The sequence below is a fragment of the Mycobacterium sp. HUMS_12744610 genome (assembly GCF_041206865.1).
Lineage (GTDB): Bacteria > Actinomycetota > Actinomycetes > Mycobacteriales > Mycobacteriaceae > Mycobacterium > Mycobacterium servetii.
Genome location: NZ_JBGEDP010000001.1, coordinates 5122375 through 5143981, shown reverse-complemented (window position 1 = coordinate 5143981; position 21607 = coordinate 5122375). Strand labels below are relative to the sequence as shown.

21 protein-coding genes and 2 pseudogenes are annotated in these 21607 nt (G+C 69.8%); 9 read left to right on the top strand and 14 right to left on the bottom strand.

Annotated features, from left to right (window positions below; genetic code table 11):
* Window positions 1-3: 3 nt before the first annotated feature.
* From AB8998_RS24965 to AB8998_RS24955, 3 genes and pseudogenes are all read right to left on the bottom strand, one after another.
* Window positions 4-915 (bottom strand): class I SAM-dependent methyltransferase, encoded by a 912-nt coding sequence (locus AB8998_RS24965; protein ID WP_369740516.1) that lies wholly within the window; start codon window positions 913-915, stop codon window positions 4-6.
* A 12-nt stretch (window positions 916-927) separates the two neighbouring features.
* Window positions 928-1881, bottom strand: coding sequence for a class I SAM-dependent methyltransferase (locus tag AB8998_RS24960; RefSeq protein ID WP_369740515.1), 954 nt, complete (start codon window positions 1879-1881; stop codon window positions 928-930).
* Window positions 1882-1990: 109 nt separating this feature from the next.
* Window positions 1991-2636, bottom strand: a pseudogene (locus tag AB8998_RS24955) (class I SAM-dependent methyltransferase).
* Between the two features lie 74 nt (window positions 2637-2710).
* On the opposite strand from AB8998_RS24955, the gene AB8998_RS24950 reads away from it, so the two are divergent.
* The gene (locus AB8998_RS24950; protein ID WP_369741752.1) at window positions 2711-3568 is read left to right on the top strand and encodes a helix-turn-helix transcriptional regulator; all 858 of its coding nucleotides are present in this window, start codon (window positions 2711-2713) and stop codon (window positions 3566-3568) included.
* A gap of 4 nt (window positions 3569-3572) precedes the next feature.
* Here the strand turns inward: AB8998_RS24950 and AB8998_RS24945 are convergent, their stop codons facing one another.
* The 3 genes from AB8998_RS24945 to AB8998_RS24935 are packed head-to-tail and all read right to left on the bottom strand — an operon-like array spanning window position 3573 to window position 6114.
* Complete coding sequence (locus AB8998_RS24945) at window positions 3573-4487, bottom strand: MBL fold metallo-hydrolase (protein WP_369740514.1); 915 nt, start codon at window positions 4485-4487, stop codon at window positions 3573-3575.
* Window positions 4484-5137: an L-fuculose-phosphate aldolase gene (locus tag AB8998_RS24940; protein WP_369740513.1), complete on the bottom strand. Its 654-nt coding sequence runs from the start codon at window positions 5135-5137 to the stop codon at window positions 4484-4486. Before AB8998_RS24940 ends, AB8998_RS24945 begins: the two co-directional genes overlap by 4 nt.
* On the bottom strand, window positions 5134-6114 hold the full coding sequence (locus AB8998_RS24935; protein WP_369740512.1) for an NAD(P)-dependent oxidoreductase: 981 nt from the start codon (window positions 6112-6114) through the stop codon (window positions 5134-5136). The genes AB8998_RS24940 and AB8998_RS24935 overlap by 4 nt, the downstream gene beginning before the upstream one ends.
* A 30-nt stretch (window positions 6115-6144) precedes the next feature.
* Here AB8998_RS24935 and AB8998_RS24930 point away from each other — a divergent pair.
* Window positions 6145-7501: pseudogene (locus AB8998_RS24930) on the top strand (xylulokinase).
* Between the two features lie 9 nt (window positions 7502-7510).
* Entirely contained in the window at window positions 7511-8182 is a 672-nt protein-coding gene (locus AB8998_RS24925; protein WP_369740510.1) for a GNAT family N-acetyltransferase, read from the top strand.
* A 624-nt stretch (window positions 8183-8806) separates the two neighbouring features.
* Here the strand turns inward: AB8998_RS24925 and AB8998_RS24920 are convergent.
* Window positions 8807-9712: a class I SAM-dependent methyltransferase gene (locus AB8998_RS24920; protein WP_369740508.1), complete on the bottom strand. Its 906-nt coding sequence runs from the start codon at window positions 9710-9712 to the stop codon at window positions 8807-8809.
* A 241-nt stretch (window positions 9713-9953) separates the two neighbouring features.
* Between AB8998_RS24920 and secY the strand changes: the two genes are divergently transcribed.
* From secY to AB8998_RS24890, 6 genes are read left to right on the top strand one after another with little or no spacing between them, the layout of a single operon-like run.
* On the top strand, window positions 9954-11279 hold the full coding sequence (gene secY, locus AB8998_RS24915; protein WP_369740506.1) for a preprotein translocase subunit SecY: 1326 nt from the start codon (window positions 9954-9956) through the stop codon (window positions 11277-11279).
* Entirely contained in the window at window positions 11276-11821 is a 546-nt protein-coding gene (locus AB8998_RS24910) for an adenylate kinase (protein WP_369740505.1), read from the top strand. Before secY ends, AB8998_RS24910 begins: the two co-directional genes overlap by 4 nt.
* Window positions 11822-11840: 19 nt before the next feature.
* A complete protein-coding gene (gene map / locus AB8998_RS24905; protein WP_369740504.1) occupies window positions 11841-12644 on the top strand; it encodes a type I methionyl aminopeptidase in 804 nt (267 codons plus the stop codon).
* Between the two features lie 55 nt (window positions 12645-12699).
* A complete protein-coding gene (locus tag AB8998_RS24900; RefSeq protein WP_369740503.1) occupies window positions 12700-13239 on the top strand; it encodes a sigma-70 family RNA polymerase sigma factor in 540 nt (179 codons plus the stop codon).
* Between the two features lie 43 nt (window positions 13240-13282).
* Window positions 13283-13999, top strand: coding sequence for an anti-sigma factor family protein (locus AB8998_RS24895; protein ID WP_369740502.1), 717 nt, complete (start codon window positions 13283-13285; stop codon window positions 13997-13999).
* A 19-nt stretch (window positions 14000-14018) separates the two neighbouring features.
* The gene (locus AB8998_RS24890; protein WP_369740500.1) at window positions 14019-14525 is read left to right on the top strand and encodes a MarR family transcriptional regulator; all 507 of its coding nucleotides are present in this window, start codon (window positions 14019-14021) and stop codon (window positions 14523-14525) included.
* Between the two features lie 37 nt (window positions 14526-14562).
* Here AB8998_RS24890 and AB8998_RS24885 read toward each other — a convergent pair whose 3' ends face one another.
* The 7 genes from AB8998_RS24885 to AB8998_RS24855 form a co-directional block, all read right to left on the bottom strand.
* Window positions 14563-14931: a SpoIIAA family protein gene (locus tag AB8998_RS24885; RefSeq protein WP_369740499.1), complete on the bottom strand. Its 369-nt coding sequence runs from the start codon at window positions 14929-14931 to the stop codon at window positions 14563-14565.
* Between the two features lie 65 nt (window positions 14932-14996).
* Window positions 14997-15890 (bottom strand): 3-hydroxyisobutyrate dehydrogenase, encoded by an 894-nt coding sequence (gene mmsB / locus AB8998_RS24880; protein ID WP_369740497.1) that lies wholly within the window; start codon window positions 15888-15890, stop codon window positions 14997-14999.
* Between the two features lie 9 nt (window positions 15891-15899).
* On the bottom strand, window positions 15900-17075 hold the full coding sequence (locus AB8998_RS24875; protein WP_369740495.1) for an acyl-CoA dehydrogenase family protein: 1176 nt from the start codon (window positions 17073-17075) through the stop codon (window positions 15900-15902).
* Window positions 17076-17088: 13 nt separating this feature from the next.
* Complete coding sequence (locus AB8998_RS24870; protein ID WP_369740494.1) at window positions 17089-18609, bottom strand: CoA-acylating methylmalonate-semialdehyde dehydrogenase; 1521 nt, start codon at window positions 18607-18609, stop codon at window positions 17089-17091.
* A 138-nt stretch (window positions 18610-18747) separates the two neighbouring features.
* Window positions 18748-20043 (bottom strand): PecA family PE domain-processing aspartic protease, encoded by a 1296-nt coding sequence (locus tag AB8998_RS24865; RefSeq protein ID WP_369740493.1) that lies wholly within the window; start codon window positions 20041-20043, stop codon window positions 18748-18750.
* Window positions 20044-20129: 86 nt separating this feature from the next.
* Entirely contained in the window at window positions 20130-20906 is a 777-nt protein-coding gene (locus AB8998_RS24860; RefSeq protein ID WP_369741751.1) for an ABC transporter permease, read from the bottom strand.
* Window positions 20903-21577 carry an ATP-binding cassette domain-containing protein gene (locus AB8998_RS24855; RefSeq protein WP_369740491.1) on the bottom strand — a complete coding sequence of 225 codons (675 nt, stop codon included), beginning with the start codon at window positions 21575-21577 and terminating at the stop codon, window positions 20903-20905. Before AB8998_RS24855 ends, AB8998_RS24860 begins: the two co-directional genes overlap by 4 nt.
* Window positions 21578-21607 lie beyond the last annotated feature (30 nt).

Here is a 21607-nt window from a genome sequence, read left to right as displayed (position 1 = left end):
ACCCTACTTCAACGTCGCGGCGACGTAGTTCAGGTCGCCGAAGGCGGCCGTCAGCTCCTCGGGGAACTCGAAACCGTTCTGCGCATACAGGTCCCTGACCGCATGGGCCGCCACCTGCCAGCCGTGGCCGCTCAGGTAGTCGACCACGACGCTGCGCTCACCCTGATAGAACAGGTCGGCCGCGTCGAGGTCGAAACCGGCGCGCTGCCACCGCTCCGTGATGCGCTGCAACCGCTCGTCGGTGAAGGCGTTGGGGTCCGGCACGTGCTCGGTGGCCAGCCGGCTGCCCGGCGCGCTGAGGGCGGTGATGTGGTCGAACAACCGGTCCTGGGCTTGCGGCGGCAGGTAGGGCAGCAGCCCCTCGGCGCTCCACGCGGTCGGTTGGCCGACGTCGAAACCGCCGCGCCGCAACGCCTCCGGCCAGTCGTCGCGCAGGTCGATGCCGATGGCGCGGCGCTCGGCGGTCGGGGCGGCGCCCAGGCCGGCCAGGGTCTCGGTCTTGAACGCGATGACCTGCGGCTGGTCCACCTCGTAGACCACCGTGCCCGCGGGCCATCGCAGCCGGTAGGCGCGGGTGTCGAGGCCGGAGGCCAGGATGACCGCCTGCCGGACGCCGTCTGCGGCGGCGCCGGTGAAGAAGTCGTCGAAAAACCTTGTCCGGACCGTCATCTGCTCGACCCGCGCTCTGCGGTTGAGTAGCGGGTCGTCGTCGAAGTCGAGTTCTCCGTCGATGATGCGGATGAACGGGTCCAACCCGACGGCGCGCACCAGGGGGTCGGCCAGCGGATCGTCGAGCAGCGCGTCGGGCCCCTGGGAGGCCAGCGCGCGGGAGGCCGCGACCATGGTGGCGGTCGCACCGACGCTGCTCGCGAGATCCCAGCTGTCGCCCTCGGTACGTCCGGGATTCGTGGTCATCGGCTTGCGCTCCTATTTCTCGAGGGTGCCGCTGGTGTAGAGCATCTCGCCCATGCGCATGTCGTCGTCCTGCAGGGGCGGGAGCCCGTTGGCCACGAACAGCTCGCGGATGCTGACGCTGTCCAACCGCCACCCGCGGTCGGCGAGGTAGGGGGCTGCCTCGTTGCGGTCGCCGAAGTAGACCAGCCCCGCCATGTCGAGGTCGAAGCCGTGCGCGCGCCAGCGCTCGGAGATCGCCTGCATGCGCTCCTTCATCTTGTCCTCGTCACCGGGCTCGGGATTGGGCGCGCTTTCGGTGGCCAGCCGGCTGCCCGGCGCGCTGAGCTCGGTGATGGTGTCCAGCAGCCGGTCCTGCGCGTCCGGCGGCAGATAGCCCAGCAGGCCCTCGGCGCTCCAAGCGGTCGGCTGCGCGGGGTCGAACCCGGCGGTGCGCAGGGCTGTGGGCCAGTCGTCGCGAAGGTCCACGGCCACCACGCGCCGGTCGGCCGTGGGCGCGGCGCCCAAATCGGCCAGTGTGCGGGACTTGAACTCGATCACCTGCGGCTGGTCGACCTCGTAGACGACCGTTCCGGCCGGCCACGCCAGCCGGTAGGCCCGGGCGTCGAGCCCGGAGGCCAGGATCACGACCTGCCTGATGCCCGCCCCGGTCGCCGTCAGGAAGAACTCGTCGAAGAACTTGGTGCGCACGGCCATGTTGTCGGCCATGCGTGACATGGCCCCGACGGAGCCGGTGGCGCCGTCATGCACGTCGTTGAGCTCGCCGGGGTCCAGTTCGCCGCTCGCCAGGCGGGCGAGCAGGTCCACGCCCACCGCCCGCACGAGTGGCTCGGCGAACGGGTCGTCGATCAGCGGGTTGTCGGCGCGGGTGGCCATCGCGCGGGCCGCTGCGACCATGGTCGCGGTCGCTCCGACGCTGGATGCCAGGTCCCAGGTGTCCCCCTCGTACCGGGAGCCGGTGGAAGTCATAGTCGTACCCCTAAGTAGTTAGTCCAACTCTGCTAATAATTAGCCCATTTAACAGCTTCCTCCACTGTACGCCTTCGTCCGATCGCGGCAACCTGGCTCGGTGCCGGTCTCAGGCCGGTCGCGTCGCGCGGTAGTAGTTGAGCCGCCCCACCACGCGCTGCCGATGCGTGGCGATCAGCGTGCAGGCGAACCCCGCCGCACGCAGCAGCCGGGGCACCGCGTCGCCGAGGTTGCCGGCCGCATGACGGTTGTGCCTCATCAGATACGCGGCCAGGCCGTCGCGGACGGTCATGTCGCCGCCGATGTCGACCAGGTGCAGCCTGCCGCCCGGGCGCAGGACACGGAAAACCTCGGACGCCGCGGGTTTTCGCGTCATCCTCCAGGTGATGCAGCATCATCGACGACAGCACCCGGTCGAACTCTCCGTCGGCGTAGGGCAGCCGCTGGGCATAGCCGCGGTCGAAGCGTATCCCGCTCATTTCGTGCGTCTTTCGCCGCGCCCGCGCCAGCGCCAGCGGATCCGGGTCGCATCCGATCACCTCCGCGAGCGGCTGGGCGCGTTTGGCCATGACGCTCAGATTCCCGGTGCCGCATCCGATTTCGAGGATCCGGCGGCAGTCGTCGAGCTCGGCTTGCGCGAGCAGGGTCCGGTACACCCGTTTCATGCCCAACAGGCGGGCGAACAGGTCGTAGGCGGGGAGCAACGCGTCGTGGCCGGCGCCGGGCATGTAGTCATGAGGATGATGTTTGGTCACGAATACATGCTGAACCACGCGGTGGAAGGACAATTGGCAGATAATCGGGAAAAACAGGACTATTTTTGGACACCATGATGCAGCCGGCCCGGATGGTCCGCCACCGCGCGGGGGTGCCGGTCTACCGATATCGGACCGACCCGGACACGCCTCCGGTGTCGGTGCTGCGCCCCGGGCCCGACGAGATACTCGAACCCCGCCGCCACATCCACGACTTCCCGGTGCTGTGGTACGTCCCCGCGGCCGGGCTGGTTCACGTGGCCGCCGCGGGCGAGGTGCTCGATCCCGGGCTGCTGCTCCCGCTCGACGGGGGCGTGGCGGTGTCTTTCGACCCCGCGGCGCTCGGGGAGGACGGGCGTTCGCCGTGGCCCACCTGGCGCGCGCATCCGCTGCTCTTCCCGTTTCTGCACGGGCAGTCGGGCGGGATGCTGCGGCTGGAGGTGCCCGTGGCCGGGCGGCCGAGGTGGGACGACGCGATCCGGGCGCTCGAGGCCGAGCTCACGGCCCGGCAGGAGGGCTATCGGCAGGCGGCGCTGGCGCACTTGACGCTGCTGCTGATCGATCTGGCGCGCCTGGCCCGCGACGTGGTGGCCGATCTGCGGCGCAGCGGCGAGCCGCTGCTGGCCGAGGTGTTCGCGGTGATCGACCGCCGTCACGCCGAGCCGGTGTCGTTGCGCGATGTGGCGCGCGAACTCGGTATCACGCCGGGCCACCTGACCACGGTCGTGCGCCGCCGCACCGGTCGTACCGTCGGCGAGTGGATCGTGGAACGCCGCATGGCCGTGGCCCGAGGGCTCTTGGCCGAGACGGACCTCCCGGTCTCGGAGGTGGCCAGGCGGGTCGGAATGGCCGATCCGGGTTACTTCAGCAGGACGTTCAAACGGATGCACGGCACGCCGCCCCGCGCCTGGCGTGTCCGACGCATCCCCTAGCAGATCAGAGAGATTCGATGTCCAGCCAGCGGTCGACGTCGAAGCCGTCGGCCACCGAGCGGATCATGGCGCCGCCACGGCCGGGATAGTGCGCGGGTATCACGGCGGCCTTGGCCGCCGCGGCCTCGGTGAATATGCGGTGGCGGGTGGCCGCGGCGGCCGGGGCGTCCACGTCGAAGGCGCACGCGTCGGCGGGCCGGCGCAGCTGCAGCGGGCTGTGGGTGAGGTCGCCCACGAAAACCGCGGGCCGGCCCGCGTCGAGCCAGAGCACCGAGGAACCCGGCGTGTGTCCGGGGGCCGGGCGCAGCAGCAGCGATGGGCTGATCCGGTAATCGTCGGACCATCGGACGAGCTGTGCTTCCACGGGCAAAACGCTGTCCGCGAACACCAGATCGTTGCCGCGCTGCTGCGTCTGTTCTTGCTCGCTGCGCGGTAGCCGCCGGGCCGCGGCCCCCTCGGGATGGAAGTGGTGGTAGTCCGCGGCCGCCACCACGTACCGGGCGTTGGGGAACGTGGGCACCCAGGCGCCGTTCTCGAGCATCGTGTTCCACCCGACATGGTCGGAGTGGATGTGGGTGTTGACCACCACGTCCACGGCGTCGCGGTCGATCCCCGCCGCCCGCAACGACGACAGGAACCCCGTGTTGAGGTGATCCAGGGGCGGCATGTGCGGGCGCGGGCGATCATTGCCGACGCCGGTGTCCACGACGACCGTCAGGCCGTCGACCTCGATGACCCAGCTCTGGACGACGATACGCCACCGATCGGTCTCGGGGTCGAAGAAGTCCGGCACGAGCAGGTCGGCGTTGTCGCGCCACCCCGACGGCGGCGTCACGGGGAAAGAGTCGGCGCCCAACGAGAATCGGAGCTCGACCACCCGCGCGATATCCGCGCGACCGAGCCGGAAGCGGTGCGTCACGCGTTGGCACGCAGATAGCCGTAGACGGCGGCGAAGTTGCCGTTGACGTCGTCGGGAATGGGCACCGCGCCGCCCAGGGCCCTTGCACCCCAGACGATCTGGGCAGTGCGTTCCACTAGGGCTGTGACGTGCAGCGCCTTGTCGGGTCGCGGGCCGACGGCCACCAGGCCGTGGTTGGCGATCAGCGCGGCCGCGCGCCCGTCGAGAGCGCGCACGGCGTTGAGCCCGACGTCGGGCGTGCCGGAGGCGGCGTACTCCGCGCACCGGACGTCGCCGCCGCAGTACACGGCGAACTCGTCGATGCAGGCCGGAATAGACTGGCGCGCAACGGCAAACATCGTCGCCCAGACAGGGTGGCTGTGGATGACGCTGCCGACGTCGTCGAACGCCCGGTAGCAGGCCAGGTGCAGTTGCATCTCCGACGACGGGAACCGGCCTTCCGCGGCCTGCAGCACGGCGCCGTCGGGGTCGACGAGCACCACGTCGTCGAGCCGCATGTCGCGATAGTCCACCGACGACGGCGTGATGACGATGTTGCCGTCGGCGCGCCGGGCGGAGATGTTGCCGGCGGTGCCCTCGACCAGGCCGCGGCGCAGCATGTCCTTGGCCGCGTCCAGGACCGCGGTTTCGGGGTTGTCGACATACCTCACGAGCCCAGCACCTCCGGGTTGACGACATGGGCGGGGGCGTTCCCCGCCAACAGCGCTTCCAGGTCGTCGGCCACCATCTGCGCCTGCCGCGCCTCGGTGTCCCAGGTGGCGCCCCCGATGTGCGGGGTCAGGACGACGTTGGGCAGGGCCGCCAGCGGGTGGTCCGTCGGCAGCCATTCGCCGGCGAAGTGGTCCAGCCCCGCGGCGGCCACCTTGCCGGTGCGCAGCGCCTGCACCAGCGCGTCGGTGTCGTGCAGCTGGGCCCGGGCGGTGTTGAGGAACACCACGCCGTCGCGCATGGCCGCGAACTGCGCCGCGCCGATCATTCCGGCGGTCTCGTCGCTGACTGGCGCGTGCAGGGACACCACGTCGGCCTCGGCCAGCAGCTCGTCGAGCCCGTGTTCGGCCTCGTCGCTGTACGGGTCGTGGGCGATGACCCGCAGGCCCAGCCCGGACAGCCGCCAGCGCACCGCGCGGCCGACCGCGCCCAGGCCCACCAGTCCGGCGGTGCGCCCCGCGATCTCCCAGGACCGGAAGCGCTGATACGGGATGCTCCCGTCGCGAAAGATGTTGCCGCCGCGCACGTCCGCGTCCGCGGGCAGCAGCCGGCGGGTCGCGGCCAGCAGCAGGGCCACGGTCATCTCGGCGACCGCGTCGGCGTTGCGCCCCGGGGTGTTCAGCACCGGGACGCCGGCCGCGGTGGCCCCGGGGATGTCGACGTTGTTGGGGTCACCCCGGGTGGACGCGATCGCACGCAATCCGAGGTCGAACACCGGCCCACGTACCGAGTCGCTTTCCACCACAACCACATCGGCGTCTTCGGCGGCGATCCGCTCGGCCAGCTGCTCCGGGCTGTAGATACGCAGGGGCCGCTGCTCTATCCACGGGTCGTAGACCACCTCGGCCAGCTCCCGGAGCTTGGCGAACCCCGGCCCCCGCATCGGGGCCGTCACCAGGGCGCGTGGTTTGGACGTCACGAGAGCCAATGCTGGCGTACGGTGACGCCCGTGTCACGCGAAGCCGTCACAATCGGCATCGACATCGGCAGCACGTCGGTCAAAGCGGTCGCCGCCGACGCCGACGGCCGCGTGACGGCACGGGCGCATCGGTCACCGGTTGCGGGTGCCCGCCCCCGACCGGCTCGAGCACGACGCCGACGAGGCGTGGCGGCGGGGCCCGGTGGCGGCGCTGGACCAACTGGGCCGCCGCGACGCGAAGGCGGTCGCCGTTGCGGCGATGGTGCCGTCGCTGACCGCCGTCGACGCCGCCGGCGTCCCCGTCACGCCGGGGCTGCTGTATGGGGACGCCCGGGGCCGGGGGCCGGGGACGGCCGACCAACCGCTGCCCGCGGTGGGTGAGGCGGCGGAGTTTCTGCGCTGGACCGCGGCCGAGGCGCCCTGGGCGACCGGGTACTGGCCGGCGCCGGCGGTGGCCAATCACGCGTTGGCCGGCGAGGCCGTGATCGACTTTGCCACCGCCGCAACGACATTCCCCCTTTTCAACGGGACCGGCTGGAACGCGGCGGCCTGCGCCGAACGCGGCGCGACCGTCGAGCAGATGCCGCGGGTGGAAACGATCGGGGTCGCGGTCGGCCGGCTGCGCCAGACCGGCGCGGTGCTGGCGACCGGCGCCGTCGACGCACTGTGCGAACAGATCGTGGCCGGCGCCGACCGCGACGGCGACGTGCTGGTGCTGTTCGGCACCACGCTGATCGTGTGGGTGACAGTGGCGGAGGCACGGCAGGTTCCCGGCCTGTGGACGATCCCGCACACGGCCGCGGGCAAGAGCCAGATCGGCGGGGCCAGCAACGCCGGCGGCCTGTTCCTGGGGTGGGTGGATCGCGTCCTGGGGCCGGGCGACGCGGCCGCGACCGACCCGCGGCGGGTGCCGGTGTGGTCGCCCTACATCCGGGGGGAGCGCACGCCGTTCCACGATCCGGACCGCCGGGCCGTGCTCGATGATCTCGACCTGACCCACGACGCCGCCGCGCTGCGCAGGGCCGCCTACGAGGCGTCGGGCTTCGTGGTGCGTCAGCTCATCGAGCTGAGCGGGGCGCCGGTGGCGCGCCTCGTCGCCGCGGGTGGCGGCAGCCGGGTCGGGCCGTGGATGCAGGCCGTCGCCGACGCCACCGGCCTTGACGTGCAGGTCTCCGAGGTCGCCGAGGGCGCGGCGCTGGGGGCGGCGTTCCTGGCCCGCATGGCGGCCGGCCTGGAGACGTCGATCGCCGATGCCGCCCGCTGGGCGCGCACCGCGCGCGTCGTCGAGCCCCGGCCCGCGTGGGCGGCGGCGGTCGAGGATCGCTACCACCGGTTCCTCGAGCTGGGAAGCCGACGCCCCGAGGCGCTACCTCCGACGGCGATCTAATCTGGTGCAATGACCGACCAGGACCGTAAAGCCGCCCGGCGAGAGATCGCAGATGCCCTGTTGAACGCCCTCGAACGCCGCCACGAGATAGCCGACGTCGTTGTCGAGTCTGAGGACAAGGCGGCCGCCGTCGGGGCGGTCGCCGCGTTGCTGGACACGTCGCACGCGGCCGCCGAGGCCGTGATGGGCATGTCGTTCGACCAACTGACCAAAGATTCGCGCCGCAAGATCCTCGCCGAACTCGAAGACCTCAACAAGCAGCTGAGCTTCACCGTCAAGGAACGGCCGGCCAGTTCGGGGGAGAACCTCGAGCTGCGGCCGTTCTCGGCGCAATCGGACCGGGACCTCTTCGCCCTGCGGACCGCGGAGATGGGCGCCGGGGACGGCTCCGGCGGGCCGGCCGGCAGCCTCGACGACGAGATCAACGCGGCGCTGCGGCGCGTCGACGACGAGGAAGCTGCCTGGTTCGTGGCCGAGGAGGCGGGCGAGAAGGTCGGCATGGTGTTCGGCGAGCTGGTGCGCGGCGAGGTCGACGTACGGATCTGGATCCACCCCGATCACCGCAAGAAGGGCTACGGCACGGCGGCGCTGCGCAAGTCGCGTTCGGAGATGGCGTGGTGCTTCCCCGCCGTGCCGATGATCGTCCGCGCGCCGGCCGCCAAGCCCGCCGAGAACGCATAGGGCGTCGGCGTTGATTCCGGTCGTGTCGTTGTCGTGATTGTCCACCACGCCGCAGCGATGATCGGGTTGTGCCACCAATCCTTGTAGGCCGGATCGGTTCGACCCGTTGCCTCCAAATCGTGGAATTCCGTCGGCAGGCCGGAGCGGCCTTCCGTCCGGATTGTGCGCTGATGCGCGATATCCTCAATCGAGGCAGGCATTCCTAAAAAGATCGCTCGCGCGTTATCCCAGGTGGCGGCGCATAGTCCGCAGGTCCGGCCCCTGTCTCGAAAACCGCAAGGCCCGTGCTGCCCGTTTAGATGGGAGTCCCGCGAATGCTTCCCGGCTTCTGTATGAGCAGGCCATCTCGCTCGTGACGGCGGCAAGATGTTGGCCGCAAACCCACCCGTGAGCACCGTGAGATTCGCAGCCAGACCCTCGCCGGCGCCCACCACCGCGGCGCCCGCAGCAGACAACACCGCAGGATCCACCACCAACGGAGTCACCCGCGGAATTCTCGCCCAGCCCACCCGCCGGCGCTAATCACCCAAGGGCCGCGCCGCCAAGTTAACGGCCACAAAGCAAGCGGCACAACTCAGTTATCCACAGGCCCGCCCACCAACGTGATCCGATGCCCCGAGGGGTTCAACGTAGCGTCGCGGTGACGGCGACGATGTTGCGGAGCTGGGATTCCTCGTCGTCGGGGTAGACGAGGCCGTAGTCGGCGAAGAGCTCACGCCGGGGCCGGGTGCTGACCTGCCAGCCCGCACCGGTCAGGTAGTCGACGACGTCGCTGCGCTCGCCGTCGAAGAACAGTCCCGACAAGTCGATGTCGCAGCCGACTTTGGCCCATCGCTCGTTGAACTGCTTTGCGCGTTCGCTCATGGTCCGGCCCGCATCCCCGTGGAATTCGGTGGCCAGCCTGCTTCCGGGGGCGCTGAGCCCGGTGATGTTGTCGAACAGGCGGTCCTGGGCTTCGGGCGGAAGGTACATCAGCAGGCCCTCGGCGCTCCAGGACGTCGGCTGGGTCGTGTCGAAGCCGGCGTCGCGCAGCGCGGTCGGCCAGTCTTCCCGCAGGTCGACGCTGACGGTTCGGCGGTCCGCGGTCGGGGCGGCGCCCAAGTCCGACATCGCGGTGCTCTTGAAGTCGACGACCTTGGGCTGATCGACCTCGTAGACCACGCTGCCGGGCGGCCAACTGAGCCGGTAGGCGCGCGCGTCGAGACCGGCGGCCAGGATCACTGATTGACGGATGCCGTCGCGCGCCGCATTGAGGAAGAAGTCGTCGAAGAAGCGGGTGCGCACCGCGATCGAATCGGTTTCCAGCTGCAGGTCCCGCTCGCCGTCCTCGTGCGCATCGGGGACCACCTCGCCGTCGACCAGGCGGCGGAAGAAGTCGAGCCCGACCGCCCGGACCAGAGGCGCCGCGAACGGGTCGTCGATGATCGGGTTGGTCGCTTCGCTGGCCAGGGCGCGGGCCGCCGCGACCATCGTGGCCGTGGCGCCGACGCTCGAGGCCAGGTCCCAGCTGTCTTGATCACTGCGCGTCATGCTGCTCCATTCTTTCCGGTGGTCGCGCCCCGGAACGCCGGCTGCCGATACTTAGCAAGTATAAGAATTGTCCGGACGTTGCGCTGCACCGCAGGCACGACGGCCCGCCAACGAAACTGCGCAGATCAGCTGTTAGTCTCGTACACGATTCGACGCGCTGTAGATAAGGTCGGCCGTACGTCCTGGCCTGCGGGTGCTGGGCGCGTGACCAGGATGACCCTCGGCTGCGCAGGAGGATAGAGTGCTTTCGGCTTTCATCTCGTCGCTGAGGACAGTCGACCTGAGACGGAAGATCCTCTTCACCCTCAGCATCCTTCTGCTCTACCGGCTCGGTGCCGCGCTGCCGTCTCCCGGGGTCAACTACCCCAACGTGCAGCAGTGCATCAAAGAGGCCACCGGCGGCGAGGCCGGGCAGATCTACTCGCTGATCAACCTGTTCTCCGGCGGGGCGTTGCTCAAGCTCACCGTGTTCGCGGTGGGTGTGATGCCCTACATCACGGCCAGCATCATCGTGCAGTTGCTCACGGTGGTGATCCCGCGCTTTGAGGAGTTGCGCAAGGAAGGCCAGTCCGGCCAGGCCAAGATGACCCAGTACACCCGCTACCTGGCGATCGCGCTGGCCGTCCTGCAGGCCACCAGCATCGTGGCGCTGGCGGCCAACGGCGGGCTGCTGCAGGGCTGCTCGCTGGACATCATCGCCGACCAGAGCATCTTCACCCTGGTCGTCATCGTGCTGGTGATGACGGGCGGGGCGGCGCTGGTGATGTGGATGGGCGAGCTGATCACCGAACGCGGGATCGGCAACGGCATGTCGCTGCTGATCTTTGTCGGCATCGCCGCGCGCATCCCGTCCGAGGGCAAGACCATCCTGGACAGCCGCGGCGGCGTCATCTTCACCGCCGTCCTGGTCGCCGCGCTGGCCATCATCGTGGGCGTGGTGTTCGTCGAGCAGGGCCAGCGCCGGATCCCGGTGCAGTACGCCAAACGCATGGTGGGCCGGCGCATGTACGGCGGCACCTCCACCTACCTGCCGCTCAAGGTCAACCAGGCCGGCGTGATCCCGGTCATCTTCGCGTCGTCGCTGATCTACATCCCGCACCTGGTCACCCAGCTGATCCGCAGCGGCAGCGGCGGCATGGGCAACAGCTGGTGGGACAAGTTCGTCAGCACCTACCTGTCCGACCCGAGCGACCCCGTCTACATCTCCATCTACTTCGGGCTGATCATCTTCTTCACGTACTTCTACGTGTCGATCACCTTCAACCCCGATGAGCGCGCCGACGAGATGAAGAAGTTCGGCGGCTTCATCCCCGGCATCCGTCCGGGCAAGCCCACCGCCGACTACCTGCGCTACGTCCTGAGCAGGATCACGCTGCCGGGCTCGATCTACCTGGGCGCCATCGCGGTGCTGCCCAACCTGTTCCTGCAGATCGGCAACGGCGGGGCGGTACAGAACCTGCCGTTCGGCGGTACGGCCGTTCTGATCATGATCGGCGTCGGATTGGATACGGTCAAACAAATCGAGAGTCAGCTCATGCAGCGCAACTACGAAGGGTTCCTCAAGTGAGACTCGTTTTGCTGGGGCCGCCGGGGGCGGGCAAGGGCACGCAGGCCGAGAAGCTCGCTCAGAAGCTGGGTATCCCGCAGATCTCGACCGGCGACCTGTTCCGGCGCAACATCGGCGAGGGCACCGAACTCGGGCTGGAGGCCAAGCGCTACCTGGACGCCGGCGACCTGGTGCCCGCCGAGCTGACCAACCAGCTCGTCGACAACCGGCTCGACGACCCGGACGCCGCCGACGGGTTCATCCTGGACGGGTATCCGCGCTCGCTCGAGCAGGCCAAGGCGCTGCACGAGATGCTCGAACGGCGCGCCACCGACATCGACGCGGTGCTCGAGTTCCGGGTGTCGCAGGACGAGTTGCTGCAGCGGCTCAAGGCGCGCGGCCGCGCCGACGACACCGACGACGTCATCCTCAACCGGATGAAGGTGTACCGCGAGGAAACCGCGCCGCTGCTGGAGTACTACCGCGACCAACTCAAGACCGTCGACGCCGTCGGCTCGATGGACGAGGTGTTCGCCCGCGCGCTGCAAGCCCTCGGCAAATAGCGACCCCGGGCGAGGAACCATGACACCGCTGGCACGACTGCGCAGTCGCCGGGTGGTGCCGCAGCGCAGCGCCGCCGAGCTGGACGCGATGGCCGCGGCCGGCGCCGTCGTCGCCGCCGCCCTGAACGCCGTCCGTGCGGCGGCGGTGCCCGGGGCGTCGACGCTGAGCCTCGACGAGATCGCCGACTCGGTGATCCGCGACGCCGGGGCGACGCCGTCGTTCCTGGGCTACCACGGCTATCCGGCGTCGATCTGCGCGTCGGTCAACGACCGGGTCGTTCACGGCATCCCGTCGGCCGCCGAAGTCCTGGCCCCCGGGGACCTGGTGTCCATCGACTGCGGGGCGGTGCTGGCCGGCTGGCACGGGGACGCCGCGATCACCTTCGGGGTGGGCCCGCTGCGGCCCGCCGACGAGGCACTCTCGGCGGCGACCCGGGAATCGCTGGAGGCCGGGATCGCGGCGATGGTCGTCGGCAACCGGCTCACCGACGTCGCCCACGCGATCGAGACGGGCACCCGCGCGGCCGAGCGTCGCTACGGGCGCCGGTTCGGCATCGTGGAGGGCTACGGGGGCCACGGCATCGGCCGGCAGATGCACATGGACCCGTTCCTGCCCAACGAGGGCGCCCCCGGCCGGGGTCCGTTGCTGGCGGCCGGTTCGGTCCTGGCCATCGAACCGATGCTCACGCTCGGCACGGGCAAGACGGTGGTGCTCGACGACGAGTGGACGGTGACCACCTCCGACGGCTCCCGCGCGGCGCACTGGGAGCACACGGTCGCCGTCACGGACGACGGGCCACGCATCCTGACGTTGCCTGGGTGAGATCCGCGTGAACTAACCGCTCCGTCGGCTCGTTTCACCGAGCGGAGGTGATCGAGTGGCTCGGGTTGCTGGCACCGGGGCGGCGGCGGCCGAGGCCGCGCTGATGAGGGCGATCTACGACGAGCACGCCGCGGTGCTGTGGCGCTACGCGCTGCGGCTGACCGGGGACGCGAGCCACGCCGAGGACGTCGTGCAGGAAACCCTGTTGCGGGCGTGGCAGCATCCGGAGATCATCGGGGATGCCGACCGCTCGGCGCGGGCCTGGATGTTCACCGTCGCCCGCAACATGATCATCGACGACCGGCGCAGCGCCCGGTTCCGCCACGTGGTCGCCTCGACCGACGAGGTCGGAGCGCCCGAGCAGTCGACGCCCGACGAGGTGAACGCGGCGCTGGACCGGTTGTTGATCGCCGACGCGGTGGCCCAGCTTTCGGTCGAGCATCGGGCCGTGATCGAAAGGTCGTACTACCGCGGCTGGACGACGGCGCAGATCGCCGCGGACCTGCAGATCGCCGAGGGAACAGTGAAGTCGCGCCTGCACTACGCGGTGCGGACGCTGCGGCTGACGCTGCAGGAGCTCGGGGTCACCCGCTAAGGCATGACGAACCTAAGGCATGACGAGCAAGGAGAGTGATGAGATGAACGCTCGGCCAGAGGGCATCGGCCCGCCCGGTGACCGCTACGCGATGTGGGATGCCGCCTACGTGCTGGGATCGCTGTGCGCCACCGAACGCCGCGAATTCGAGGCGCACATGGCCGGCTGCCGGTCGTGCCGGGACGCCGTCGCCGACCTGAGCGGCGTGCCGGCCCTGCTTTCCCGGCTGGATCGCGAGGAGGTGGCCACGCTCGGCGAGTCGGGTCCGATGGCGACCCCGGGGGTGTCCCCGGCGCTGCTGCCCTCGCTGCTGGCGGCGGTGCGCTTTCGGCGCCGCCGCGCGCGCGTGGCCACTTGGGCGGCCGCCTCGGCCGCGGCCGTGGTGCTGGGGGTCGGCGTGCTCGTCGGCGTGCACGGTCATTCGGCGGCGCCCCCGCAGCAGGTGAGTGCGTCGTCGCAGCCGATGGCGCAGGTCGGCACCACCCTGCTCACCTCGACGGTGCGGGTCAGCGGCCGGCACTGGGGGACGTCGATCAACCTTGACTGCGTGTGCCTGGCCCCGCTGACCGCGCACCACGACACGCTGGCGATGGTGGTGGTGGGCCGCGACGGCCGCCAGACCCGGCTGGCGACCTGGGTGGCCGTCCCCGGGCAGACCGCGACGCCGGCCGGCAGCATCTCGACTCCGGTCGACCAGATCGCCGCCGTGCAGGTGGTTTCCGCCGACAACGGGCAGGTTCTGCTGCAGCGTTCGTTGTAGACGCGGTAAGAAAGAGGGTGTGACCGCCTCGAGATCGCCCAAACGGGATCCGATCGCCGCGGCGCGGGCCAACTGGGAGCGTGCCGGCTGGGGCGATGTGGCGCCGGGCATGGTCGCGGTGACCTCGGTGATGCGCGCGCACCAGATTTTGCTGGCCCGGGTCGAGAACGCGTTGCGTCCCTACGACCTGAGCTTCTCGCGGTATGAGTTGCTCCGGCTGCTGGCGTTCAGCCGCGCCGGGGCGCTGCCGATCACCAAGGCGTCCGACCGCCTGCAGGTGCACGTCACCAGCGTGACCCACGCGATCCGCCGGCTGGAATCCGACGGGTTGGTGCGGCGGGTGCCGCACCCCACCGACGGGCGCACGACGCTGGTGCAGATCACCGAGCTGGGTCGCTCGACGGTGGAGGACGCCACGGTCACCCTCAACGAGCAGGTGTTCGCCGACATCGGAATGTCCGACACCGAATCGCTGGCCTTGGTGTCGGCGGTGGACACGTTGCGGCGCAACGCCGGCGACTTTTGAGCGCGGTGGATCGCCACCGTCAGGTCGGCTGCTCGAGCTAGCCGGCGGCCCATGCCTTGGCGCGCTCGAGGTCGTCGAGCCCGAACACGGCCAGCTCGCCGGGCACCATCCACGCCAGCGCATGCAGGATGTGGGCGACCCATTCCTTGTCCGACACGACGGCGATTCGCTTGAAGGCCGAATGATGCGGCAGGACGGCGCCGAATCCCATCTTGAGATCCTCGACCAACCCGCCGGGGCCGAAACCCTCGTAATCGGATGCGATGACTTCCACGATCCTTATTCCACCGGTTTTGAACAGCTCCTCCATGGCGGGCTTGATCTCGCGCAGTTCGTCGCCGCGCAACCGGCCGGACACCCGGATGCCGGTCACTCCCTCCGGCATGTCCGGCAGCAATTCGATCATCGGGGACTCCTTGATGGGCATAGGCCGCCGGAGTGAATTCTCTCCGACGTTGCGCGCAACCTGGGTCAGCTCGAGCGCAGCATCTCGATGACGGCGCTGAAGTCCTGGTCGGCGCGGGAGGCGTCGGACGCGATGAACTCGGCGTAAATCTGCGCGGCGTGACTGCCCAGCGGGGCCGCCGCACCGGTGGAGGTGACTGCGTCCATCGCCAGGCCCAGGTCCTTGTTCATCAGCGCCGTCGCGAATCCGGGTCGGAAGTCGTTGTTGGCCGGCGAGGTCGGGACCGGGCCCGGCACCGGGCAGTTGGTCTGCACCGCCCAGCAGTTGCCGGTTGCCCCGGTGATGACGTCGAACAGCGACTGCGCCGACAGGCCGAGCTTCTCGGCCAGCACGAAGGCCTCGCCGATCGCGATCTGCTGCACCGCCAGCACCATGTTGTTGCAGACCTTGGCGGCCTGCCCCGCGCCCGCGGCGCCGCAATGAATGACCTTGCCCGCCATGGGTTCCAGCACCGGACGCGCCCGCTGCAACGCGGACTCCTCACCGCCCACCATGAACGCCAGGGTTCCCGCCGCGGCGCCCTTCACCCCACCCGAAACGGGGGCGTCCAGTTGTGCGACGCCGTGTGATTGCGCGAGTGCGTGGACCTCCCGCGCGTCGCTGACCGAGATCGTGGAGCTGTCGATGAACAGAGCACCGGCCCGAGCGGCCGGCAGCACCTCGGCGTAGCAGCGTTTGACCACCTCCCCGTTGGGCAGCATGGTGATGACGACGTCGGCCCCGGCGACCGCCTCGGCGGCGCTGTCGAACACCGCCACACCGTTCGAGGCCGCCGCCGTCGCCGATGCGGGCACCGGATCGAACCCGCGCACCGTGTGGCCGGCGGCAACGAGATTCGCCGACATGGGTCCGCCCATGTGGCCCAGTCCCAAAAACGCGACGGTGGAAACGTTGGTCATGGCGCCTTTCTACGCGCTGGCCCGGAACCGTGCGGCCTCGGCTCGCCCGACGACCACCCGCATGATCTCGTTGGTCCCCTCGAGGATCCGGTGCACCCGCAGGTCACGCACGATCTTCTCCAGCCCGTACTCACGCAGGTAGCCGTAGCCGCCGTGCAACTGCAGGGCCTTGTCGGCGACCTCGAAGCACGCGTCGGTGACGTAGCGCTTGGCCATCGCGCACAGCTCCACCTTGTCGGCGTCGTCGCCGTCCAGCGCACTCGCCGCGCGCCACAACAGCAGTCGCGACGTCTGCAACGCGGTGGCCATGTCAGCCAGGGTGAAGCGGATGGTCGGCTCGTCGATCAGGGCGGAGCCGAACGCCTGTCGTTCGCGAACGTAAGCGCCCGCCTTGTCGAAGGCGGCCTGGGCGCCGCCGAGCGAGCAGGCCGCGATGTTGAGGCGGCCGCCGTTGAGGCCGTTCATCGCGATGCCGAAGCCGGTTCCCTCGCCGTCGGCGCCGCCGAGCATCGCGTCGGCCGGCACCCGCACCCCGTCCAGGATCACCTGCGCGGTGGGTTGGGCATGCCAGCCCATCTTCTCCTCTGGCGCGCCGAAACTCAGCCCCGCAGCGCCCTTTTCGACGATGAAGGTGGAGATGCCGCGGGGGCCCGGATTTTCTGGGCCGCCCGTGCGGGCCATCACCACATAGACGTCGGAGGCGCCCGCGCCCGAGATGAACTGCTTGACGCCGTCGAGCACGTAATCGCCACCCTGCCGGACGGCGCGGGTGGTCAACGCGCTCGCGTCGGAGCCGACACCCGGCTCGGTCAGGCAGTAGCTGGCGATGACGTCCATCGAGGCCAGCCGCGGAACCCAGATCTTGCGTTGTTCTTCGGTGCCATAGCAGTCGATCATCCACGCGCACATGTTGTGGATGGACAGGAACGCGGCGGTCGCCGGGTCGGCGGCGGCAAGCTGCTCGAAGATGCGAACCCCGTCGAGGCGGCGCAGCCCGCTGCCGCCCACGTCGTCGCGGCAGTAGATGGCCGCCATGCCGAGTTCGGCGGCCTCGCGGAGCACATCGGTCGGAAAGTGCTGGGCGGCATCCCATTCCAGGGCGTGCGGGGCGAGGCGTTTGGCGGCGAACGCGGCGGCCGTCTCGGTGATCACCCGTTCGTCGTCGTCGAGCGCGAAAAGTTCCATGAACTCGAGCGCCCTAATCCATTGTCGGGATGACGAATTCGGCACCGTCTTTGATGCCTGACGGCCATCGCGACGTGACGGTCTTGACCTTGGTGTAGAACTGGATCGACGCCGGGCCGTGCTGGTTGAGGTCGCCGAAGCCGGAGCGCTTCCAGCCGCCGAAGGTGTGGTAGGCCACCGGCACCGGGATCGGCACGTTGACCCCCACCATGCCCACTTGCACGCGGGAGACGAAGTCGCGGGCGGTGTCGCCGTCGCGGGTGAAGATCGCCACGCCGTTGCCGTACTCGTGCTCGGAAGGCAGCCGCAATGCTTCTTCGTAGTCGTGCGCGCGCACCATGCACAGCACCGGACCGAAGATCTCGTCGGTATAGATCGACATGTCCGGGGTGACGTGGTCGAACAGCGTCGGCCCGATGAAGAACCCGCCCTCGAGGTTGGCGTCACCGAACGTCAGGTCGTCGCTGCGACGGTCGCGGCCGTCGACCACGATCTCCGCGCCGGCGGTCACGCCCTGGTCGATGTAGTCGCGCACCCGCGCCAGCGCGGCCTCGGTGACAAGTGGGCCGTAGTCGGCCTTGGGGTCCAGGCTGTGTCCCACGCGCAGGTTGTTGATCCGCTCGACGAGCCTGGCGCGCAGCCGTTCCGCGGTCTGTTCGCCGACGGGCACCGCGACGCTGATGGCCATGCATCGTTCGCCGGCACTGCCGTAGCCGGCGCCGATCAGCGCGTCGACGGCCTGGTCGAGGTCCGCGTCGGGCATCACGATCATGTGGTTTTTGGCGCCGCCGAAGCATTGCGACCGCTTGCCGTGGGCCGCCGCCCCGGCGTAGATGTACTGGGCGATGTCGGAGCTGCCGACGAAGCCCACCGCCTTGATGTCGGGGTGTTCCAGGATCGCGTCGACGGCCTCCTTGTCGCCGTGGGCGACCTGGAACACGCCGGGCGGCAGGCCGGCGTCGAGAAAAAGCTCGGCCAACCGCACGGGAACCGACGGGTCGCGCTCGCTGGGCTTGAGGACGAACGCATTTCCGCAGGCCAGCGCCGGGCCGGCCTTCCACAGCGGGATCATCGCCGGGAAGTTGAACGGGGTGATGCCCGCGACCACGCCCAGGGGCTGGCGCAGCGAGTAGACGTCGATGCCCGGGCCGGCGCCCTCGCTGTACTCGCCCTTGAGCAGATGGGGTATCCCGATCGCGAACTCGATCACCTCGATGCCGCGCTGGATGTCACCGCGCGCGTCGGGCACGGTCTTGCCGTGCTCGAGCGACAGCAGCTCGGCGAGCTCGTCCATGTGGTCGTTGACCAGCTCGATGAACTTCATCATCACGCGGGCGCGACGCTGCGGATTCCATGCCGCCCAACCCTTTTGGGCTTCGACCGCCGAGGCCACGGCGGCGTCGACGTCGGCCTTGCCGGCCATCGCGACCCGGGCCTGCACCTGTCCGGTGCTGGGGTTGAAGACGTCGGCGGTGCGGGTGGACTGCCCGGTGGTGCGCTTCCCGTCGATGAAGTGGGGGATGGTTGTGGTCATGGGTGTCCTCGGGTACGCGAGAGGGCGACGGTTGATACTAGGAAATCCTAGTAAATGTTTATGGTGCCAGCAAGCCGCCTTGGCGCCCGGTCACCGCCAGCGGGGTTCCCCGCGGCGCTGCAGGCCCGTCCTCAGGTATCAGGAGAGGCTGTCGAAGTAGGTTGTCCCGGTCCCGGTGGGGTTGTAGGAGAGGTAGATCGGCATCTGCTCGAAGATGTAGTTGCCCGTGTTGAAGCCTGCGTTGGCCGACGTGACAATCGGTGCAGCTGAACCGGTGCCGGTGACCTGCTCGTAGAGCACGGTCGCTTGACCGCCGTTGACGGCCTCCACGATGATTTTCGTCCCCGCCGGCAGCGGGGTGCCGGGCGCAAGCTGATTGAGCGGGTCGGGGAGCAGGTTGCTCGGGACTCTCCCCGCAACTCCGCCGGTGTCGATAAATGCGCCGGGGGCACTTTGCAGATCGCTGTTGTTTACCTGCACCTGCAAGTTACTGGTGATGGGTGATCCTGGAACATTGGCAAAGCTTGGCAGCGGGTTGGTGCTGGCGAACTGGAAGTAGCCGCGGGGCTCGTTGATGAGCAGGCCCTGATTGAGCTGGGTCGGCAGATCCTGTACGGCGGTGGTGGCAAATGGGACGCCGCTGCGCGCGTTGGCGCCAACACCGATCAGCGTCTCGGGGGCGACGGGTCGTCCGTTGTGCACCTCGGAACTGATGACGCCAACAGCCATTGTCTGGGTGAGCATCCCATGCCCGAAATTCAGTGAGGCTCCATACAGGTTGTAAGTAACGACCGTCTGGTCACCCGGCACGCCGAAGTTGTAGGTCAGACCCTCCGCGAGCGGCGTGCCGAGGGAATTCAGGTTGACGGCCTGGGGTGCGAACAAGAGCGCGTCGGATCCGGTATCGACGGTTGCTTGCACCGTCGGTCCGCCGTTCACCGACACCTGCAAAGTGGGGCGGGTGCCGTGCATCGTCAGGGTCACGGTTGCTGGGCCTCCATCGGCGCCGGTCGCCCCCGAGTGGCCCCACAATTGGCCGCTGCCGGGGCCGCCGCTGCCGCCGATACCGGACACGACGCCGCCGGTCCCGCCGCCGCCACCGTCGCCTATTAGGAGCCCGCCGTTGCCGCCGACCCCGCCATTCCCGAGTGCCCCACCCATTCCGCCCGTGCCGCCGTCACCGAACCATTGCGCGTTGCCGCCGGCGCCGCCGGATGCGTAGGGTCCGCCGATACCGCCGTCGCCGCCGTTACCCCACAGCAAGCCCCCGGTGCCCCCGACACCGCCTCTGCCGCCAGCGGTATCCGGGCTCACCGTGAAGGTCCCGCCCTGGCCGCCGGTACCGCCGTTGCCGAAGAGCAGCGCGTTGCCACCGGCGCCGCCGGCCCCGCCCGTCCCGCCGAAACCGCCGGTGCCGCCGTTGCCCCACAGCAACCCACCGGTGCCGCCGGCCCCGCCTGTCCCGCGCTGACCTGAAAAGTCATCGTCTTCGCTGGCAATTAACGTACTTGTCAACTCGGTTAGGGGCGGCGACCCAGCGGCAGCAGGCGGTGGTCGCGGGTGAACACCAGGCGCACCAGGCCGAGGGCGACCACGACGGTGGTGGCCGCGACCGACCCCAAGATGAGGAACATCACCACCGCCTGCACGAGCACGGCCTGCACGGGCGGGACCCCGGCCAGGATGAGCCCGGTCATAGCGCCCGGCAGGAAAACCAGCCCGGTGGCTTTCGTGGTTTCGATCTGCGGGCTGATCGCCGAGCGCAACGCGATGCGCAGGTACGGTGCGGCGGCCTGCCGGGACGGTTGCCCGAGGGCGAGCCGGGCGTCGACCTCGTCGCGTTTGTCGCGCAGCTCGTCGACCAGGCGCCGGGCGACCAGCACCATGGCCGTCATCGAGTTGCCGATCATCATCCCGGCGATCGGGACCACGGTCCGCGCCTGCAGGGGGAACACCCGTAGCCCGAAGATGACCCCCAGCGTGATCGCGGCGGCCGCGGTGAACGCGACGATCGCCAGTGGCGCCAACCGAGGTACCTCCGGGGCGCGGCGGCGGGCGACGTCCCCGGCGTAGGCGACCATGCCCGCGATCCACGCCCACGACCACCACAGCGAACGGCCCGGCTCGAACAGCAACGTCAGCGCGCCGCCCACGAGCAGCAGCTGGACCAGGGCGCGCGCCGCCGCCCACAGCACCTGCCGCTCCAGGCCGAGTCGCTGACACAGCGACACCGCCGCCGCCACGGCGACCAGCGACAGCGACGTCGCCAGCCCGACCCAGCCGACCTGCCCGTTCACCGCTTCGCCGGTCCCAGGCCAAGGCAACGGCCCGCCTCGATGCGCAGCACCCGATCAGCGGCCCGCGCGGCCTGCGCGGCGTCGTGGGTCACCCAGATGGCCGGGATGCCGTCGCGGTCGGCCAGATCGCGCACCGCGCGCTCGATCACGCGCGCCGCCTCGGCGTCCACCGCGGAGGTCGGTTCGTCGAGCAGCAGCACCTGCGGTCGCGCCATCAGGGTGCGGGCCAGGCACATGCGCTGCGCCTCCCCGCCCGACAGCGCGCCGGCGTCCCGGTCCAGCCACGACCCGGTCCCCGGGCCGGTCAGCGCCACGCGCTCCAGCGTCTCGCATATCCGCGCGTCGGAGGCGCCCGGGTCGGCGACCCGCAGGTTGTCGGCCACGGCGCCGGGAAACGGCGTCGGACGTTGGAAGCACATGCCCACCCGGCGCCGCAACGCCAACGGGTCGAGCTCGGCAATGTCGTTGCCGCAAAACAACACTCGTCCACCGGTCGGCAGCTCCAGCCGGTTGCACAGGCGCAGCATGGTCGACTTGCCCGCACCGGACGGGCCGAATATCGCCGTCACGCCCCGGCCGGGAACCGCGGCGGTGAACCCGTCCAGCGCCCGCACCCCGTCGCGCTCCACGACGACGTCGACGAATTCGAACACCGGGGTCTGGTCCACCACGACAGCTTCTCATCCGTTCCCGGCCGGGGG